The following is a 4,771-nucleotide window of genomic DNA, read 5'->3' as shown; positions in this document are numbered from 1 at the left end:
TTGGCATACAAAAACCCCTCCATCCGTATTCCGGATTTTGGGGTTCAGGTCAAATAAGTCCTTGTTATTTTTTTACTAGTTTATATTCTTTTTCTATATTATGAGCTACTTGGGTAAATCTTTCAAGAACAACTTTTCTTGGTATAATACCTAAAAAATATCCGTTTTTTAAAGTGATGCATACAAAGTTGTTATCTATTAATAAAGATATGACATCTTCTAATTCGTAATTATCAAATAAGATAGGTACTACTTGGTTCATTGCTTCTTTTACCTTGTGTGCTGCAAGTTTCTCCTCGTTAAAGAGAGATAAATCATCAAAGCTCCTAACTATATATGGTATAGAAATTAGACCCCTTATACAATTATCATCGTCAACTACTGGTATAATTTGATATCCAGAGCTTGATAAGACAAGACTTGCGTGAAGGAGAGAGTCATCTTCATTAACTATTGCTACTTGGCTTGCTGGTATCATTAGATTAGCTGTAGGTCTATTAAAAAGTTTGGCGAAATTTTTTCCTATCAATTTTAGCTCCTATTTTTCTATCTCTTTTTATTATAACATAAATCATAATTTGAGCACAAAAAAACTCCAAGAAAATCTTGGAGTTATATGTAAGCACACCCAATATCGAACAGTTAGCCTAATATAGGTTCTATAATCCCTAGCTCATGATAGGTTGCCTTACGGCACACATAAGTGTCTGCTTAATGCTGCTAGGTTCCCCTCCTGACATGGTTCACAGTCTTATGTTGCGTAAGATCTATCAATCAACACTAGTTATTTTAGTCTTTTATTTCGCTAAGAGCCCTCCATTGGGACTTAAACCCTGCTATAGCGGATTGCAGGTTACAAGGCACCGCTAGTTCCCCGTCTAGTGCATGGCGGAGAGCATGGGATTTGAACCCATGATACATAAAAACTGTATACACGATTTCCAATCGTGCTCCTTAAACCGCTCGGACAGCTCTCCATGCTACAATAACTTACTATACCGTAGTTTATTTTCATTGCAAAATAAAAAAAACAAAAAAATTTATAAACTGTGGTATAATTAGTAGGTAGGAAGGAAGGCTATGGCAAAAGCTTTATATAGAAAATATAGGCCAAAGATTTTTGACCAAGTTCTTGGTCAAGATAAGGTCGTAAATGTATTAAAAAATCAAATAAAAAATAAAAACTTTTCTCATGCTTATTTATTTGCTGGAGAAAGAGGCTGTGGGAAAACATCTGCTGCAAAGATATTTGCCAAGGCAATTAACTGTCTTAATCCACAAGACGGTTCTCCCTGTCTAGAGTGCGAAAATTGTAAGGCTATAGAAGAAGAAACAAGCCTAGATGTTGTGGAGATGGATGCTGCAAGCAATAGAAGGATAGACGATATTAGAAATTTAAGAGATAATGTAATTTATCCACCAGCTAATTTAAAATATAAGGTCTACATAATAGATGAGGCTCACATGATAACAAGAGAGGCTTTTAATGCCCTTCTTAAAATCATGGAAGAGCCACCAAAGCATTTAGTATTTATCCTTGCTACCACAGAAATAGATAAGATTCCAAAAACAATTTTATCTAGAGTTCAAAAATTTGAATTTAATAAGATTGCCTCATCTAAAATCAGGGAACAGATAAGTATAATTCTTAATGATCAGAATATAAAAATGGAAAATGAAGCTATTGACCTTATCATTAGAAAAGCCAAGGGAGCTATGAGGGATGCTTTAAGTATTTTAGACCAGGTTTTATCTTTTGATAAGGAAGAATATTTGCTCAAGGATGTCGAATTTATTCTAGGTTCAGTTGATTTTGAGAAAGTCAATAAACTCGTAACTAGCATCATTGCAAAAGATCAAAGAGAAAGTTTAAAAGACCTTGTAGCCATAAGAGATGATGGTAAATCAAATTTAGATATTGTGGATGCACTCATTAACTTTTATAGGGACCTCATGGTTCTAAAGGTTAGCGCTGATGATACATTTTTTGAAAATGAACAAAGACTTGAGCTTCTTAAAGAAAGTGTTCAAAATATAAGTCTTGAGAGAATCCTAACAAGTCTTGATGTTTTAAATGATTACTCTATAAAAATAAATTCTTCATCTAATACGGATATATTAAGTGAAATCCTCGTACTAAGGCTAATTGATACAGTCGATATGAATAGTCTTGTATCAAGAGTTGAAAAACTTGAAAGATTAGGCCAATCAGATATTATTGATACACTTAATAAGTTAATAGACAATAGATTTGAAAATTTTTCTCCGATAGATAAAATTTCAACTTATGATTCCAAAGAAGATGAACCACAAATTGAGAGTATTTTAATTGAGAATGATGAACAATTAGGAAATAATAAAGAAGTTAAAAAATCAGATATTGATAATGAAAAATCAATAGAAGAAGTTGATGAAATTCAGACTACAAAACTAGATTCTAATATTGTTAATACAATTAGGGAGATGATAATATCAACTTCTGGGACAATGTTAAATACGATTTTTAATGATGAAGGATTTAACTACACATATGTTGGAGATAAGTTTGACCTTATAATTAAAGATAAATTTTATAGTATATTTATAGAAACCAAAATAGATGAAATAAGCGAAAAGCTTTCTAATATCTTAAAAAAAGATATAAATTTTTCTTTAGTGACAGGTGAAATCAAAAAAGAAGAAAATCTAGTAAATGATGACGATACAAATAATACAATAAATAAGCTGAAAAATATTTTTGATGATGATTTAATTATTAAATAGGAGGAAGAAATGGTTAGAAATTTTAGAGGCGGAATGCCAAATATGAACAATATGATGAAACAAGTGAAGAAGATGCAAGAAGAAATGGAAAGGGCTCAACAAGAGCTAGAAGAAAAAGAGTTTACATCTTCCGCAGGTGGCGGAGTAGTAGAAGCTACTGTAACCGGAAAGAAAGTAGTAACTGCTATAAAAATTAATCCAGATGTAGTTGACCCTGAGGATGTTGAAATGCTTCAAGATTTAATAATGGTCGCTATAAATGATGCAGCTAGTCAAGCTGATAAGTTTAATGAAGAAAATATGGGCAAACTAACTGGCGGAATTAATATTCCTGGCTTAATGTAATGGCTATTTTACCCGAATCATTAAATAATTTAATAGAACAATTTCAAAAATTACCAACTATAGGCAGAAAAAGCGCAGAAAGACTTGCGATGAGTATAGTAGATGAGGATGCAAAAAGTGTTGAAGATTTTTCTAAAGCTTTGATGGAAGTTAAGGAAAGAATTCATCATTGCAAAATTTGTGGAAATCTCACAGAAGAAGATACTTGTAAAATATGTAGAGATTTTACAAGAGATGAGGAATATCTCTGCATAGTAGAAGATGTTAGAAATCTTATTGCCATCGAAAAATCTGGAGCCTATAGGGGAAAATACCATGTCTTGGGAGGACTAATTTCACCGTCAGACGACATTAGTCCTGACAAACTAAACATAGATAAGTTAATTGAAAGGTTAGATAATGAAAATATAAAGGAGATTATCCTTGCAATTTCTTCAACAATAGAAGGTGAGACAACTATTTTATTCATAACTAATCTTTTAAAGGGAAGAAATATAAAGATTTCAAAAATTGCCCAAGGAATTCCTGTTGGTTCTCACCTAGAGTATTTTGACCAACTTACCTTAGAGAGAGCCTTGGAAGATAGGAGAGATGTAAGTGAATAGGATAAAAAAATTGTTGATAGCAATTCTTCCTATTTTGCTATTAACAGGATGTTTTTTATTAAAAAATAAAAAAACGGATAAGGTAGATAAGATAAAAAAAGAAGTAATAGAGGTTGAAAAGAAACCAGTTACAACAAAAATTGATATAAAATCTGCAACTTTTGCTTCAGATATAATATTGGATGAACTATGCAAAAATAAGGAAAACCCATATCAGATTACAAAAATAAATAACTTGGCACAGATTGAATCTTTAAGCTTTGATATTGCAGTTGTGCCAGCCTATCAAGTAGTGGATTTATATAATAAGACAGATGGCAACATTAAATTAGGGGCAATTACAATGGTCAATAATCTACATATCATAAGTGATAAGCAAATAAACAATCCAAAAGATATGGCAGGAAAAACTATAATGGTTCCAGAATTAAATGAGTCAATGAATAAGTTAATTAATTCAAAGCTCGGTTTTGTAAAGACATTGATGAGAATCAATACCGAATTTTATTATAATCAAAAAGATTTGGTTAAAAATTTGGATAAAAGAGAAAATATCGTAGCAATTTTATCTGATCCATATTATTCAATGGCCCTAAAAAATAGGGAATACTATAGTTTTGATGTAAATAATGCTATGGAAATGATTCCAAATTCAAAGACCGATTCTACTGGCGACTTATTATCAGAAGTTATCATTGTTAATAAAAATTACTTAAAAGATAACAAGGAAAGTTTTGATAAGTTTTTGCTTGAATATAAAAAAAACCAAAAGCTGATTGATGAAAAAACCGTATTATCACAGAGTATTATAAATAATTATGATATAACAAACGAAGAAGCAATAAAAATATATAAGTCAATGGAAAATACCTTTATAGATTCAGATACCATGGCTGGTGTTTTTGAAATATATATGGATAAGTTAGAAAATTTAGATAAAAATATCTTTGATGGCAAGAGACCATCAGATGATTTATATTACAAAAATTAAGTGAACTCCCTTTTTGACCTGAACCCCAAAATCCGGAATACGGATGGAGGGGTTTTTGTATGCCAAA

At 31.1% G+C, this 4,771-nt stretch carries 5 protein-coding genes, 1 tRNA gene and 1 other RNA gene; 4 read left to right on the top strand and 3 right to left on the bottom strand.

The genetic code is table 11. From position 1 onward, the window contains the following. Positions 1–64 precede the first annotated feature (64 nt). From cbpB to RQ893_RS08150, 3 genes are all read right to left on the bottom strand, one after another. Positions 65–529, bottom strand: a complete 465-nt coding sequence (gene cbpB / locus RQ893_RS08160; RefSeq protein ID WP_311482526.1) for a cyclic-di-AMP-binding protein CbpB — start codon at positions 527–529, stop codon at positions 65–67. A 91-nt stretch (positions 530–620) separates the two neighbouring features. After that, positions 621–887, bottom strand: an RNA gene (gene ffs, locus RQ893_RS08155) — signal recognition particle sRNA large type. Further along, positions 887–977 (bottom strand) — tRNA-Ser (locus RQ893_RS08150). The genes ffs and RQ893_RS08150 overlap by 1 nt, the downstream gene beginning before the upstream one ends. Positions 978–1,080: 103 nt before the next feature. Between RQ893_RS08150 and dnaX the strand changes: the two genes are divergently transcribed. From dnaX to RQ893_RS08130, 4 genes are read left to right on the top strand one after another with little or no spacing between them, the layout of a single operon-like run. Further along, the gene (gene dnaX / locus RQ893_RS08145; RefSeq protein WP_311482525.1) at positions 1,081–2,763 is read left to right on the top strand and encodes a DNA polymerase III subunit gamma/tau; all 1,683 of its coding nucleotides are present in this window, start codon (positions 1,081–1,083) and stop codon (positions 2,761–2,763) included. Positions 2,764–2,772: 9 nt separating this feature from the next. Further along, positions 2,773–3,108, top strand: a complete 336-nt coding sequence (locus RQ893_RS08140) for a YbaB/EbfC family nucleoid-associated protein (RefSeq protein ID WP_311482524.1) — start codon at positions 2,773–2,775, stop codon at positions 3,106–3,108. Beyond that, positions 3,108–3,713 (top strand): recombination mediator RecR, encoded by a 606-nt coding sequence (gene recR / locus RQ893_RS08135; protein ID WP_311482523.1) that lies wholly within the window; start codon positions 3,108–3,110, stop codon positions 3,711–3,713. The genes RQ893_RS08140 and recR overlap by 1 nt, the downstream gene beginning before the upstream one ends. Next, positions 3,706–4,704, top strand: coding sequence for a hypothetical protein (locus tag RQ893_RS08130; RefSeq protein ID WP_311482522.1), 999 nt, complete (start codon positions 3,706–3,708; stop codon positions 4,702–4,704). The genes recR and RQ893_RS08130 overlap by 8 nt, the downstream gene beginning before the upstream one ends. The last annotated feature ends 67 nt before the right edge of the window (positions 4,705–4,771 follow it).

It is taken from the genome of uncultured Anaerococcus sp., assembly GCF_963510915.1.
Taxonomy (GTDB): domain Bacteria; phylum Bacillota; class Clostridia; order Tissierellales; family Peptoniphilaceae; genus Anaerococcus.
The sequence above is the reverse complement of the archived record's forward strand: the minus strand, read 5'-3'. Positions and strand labels throughout refer to the sequence as shown.

Bases quoted from the DNA above. Each gene is read 5' to 3' on its own strand.
- dnaX (WP_311482525.1), top strand. From the start codon at position 1,081: ATGGCAAAAGCTTTATATAGAAAATATAGGCCAAAGATTTTTGACCAA.
- RQ893_RS08140 (WP_311482524.1), top strand. From the start codon at position 2,773: ATGGTTAGAAATTTTAGAGGCGGAATGCCAAATATGAACAATATGATG.
- recR (WP_311482523.1), top strand. From the start codon at position 3,108: ATGGCTATTTTACCCGAATCATTAAATAATTTAATAGAACAATTTCAA.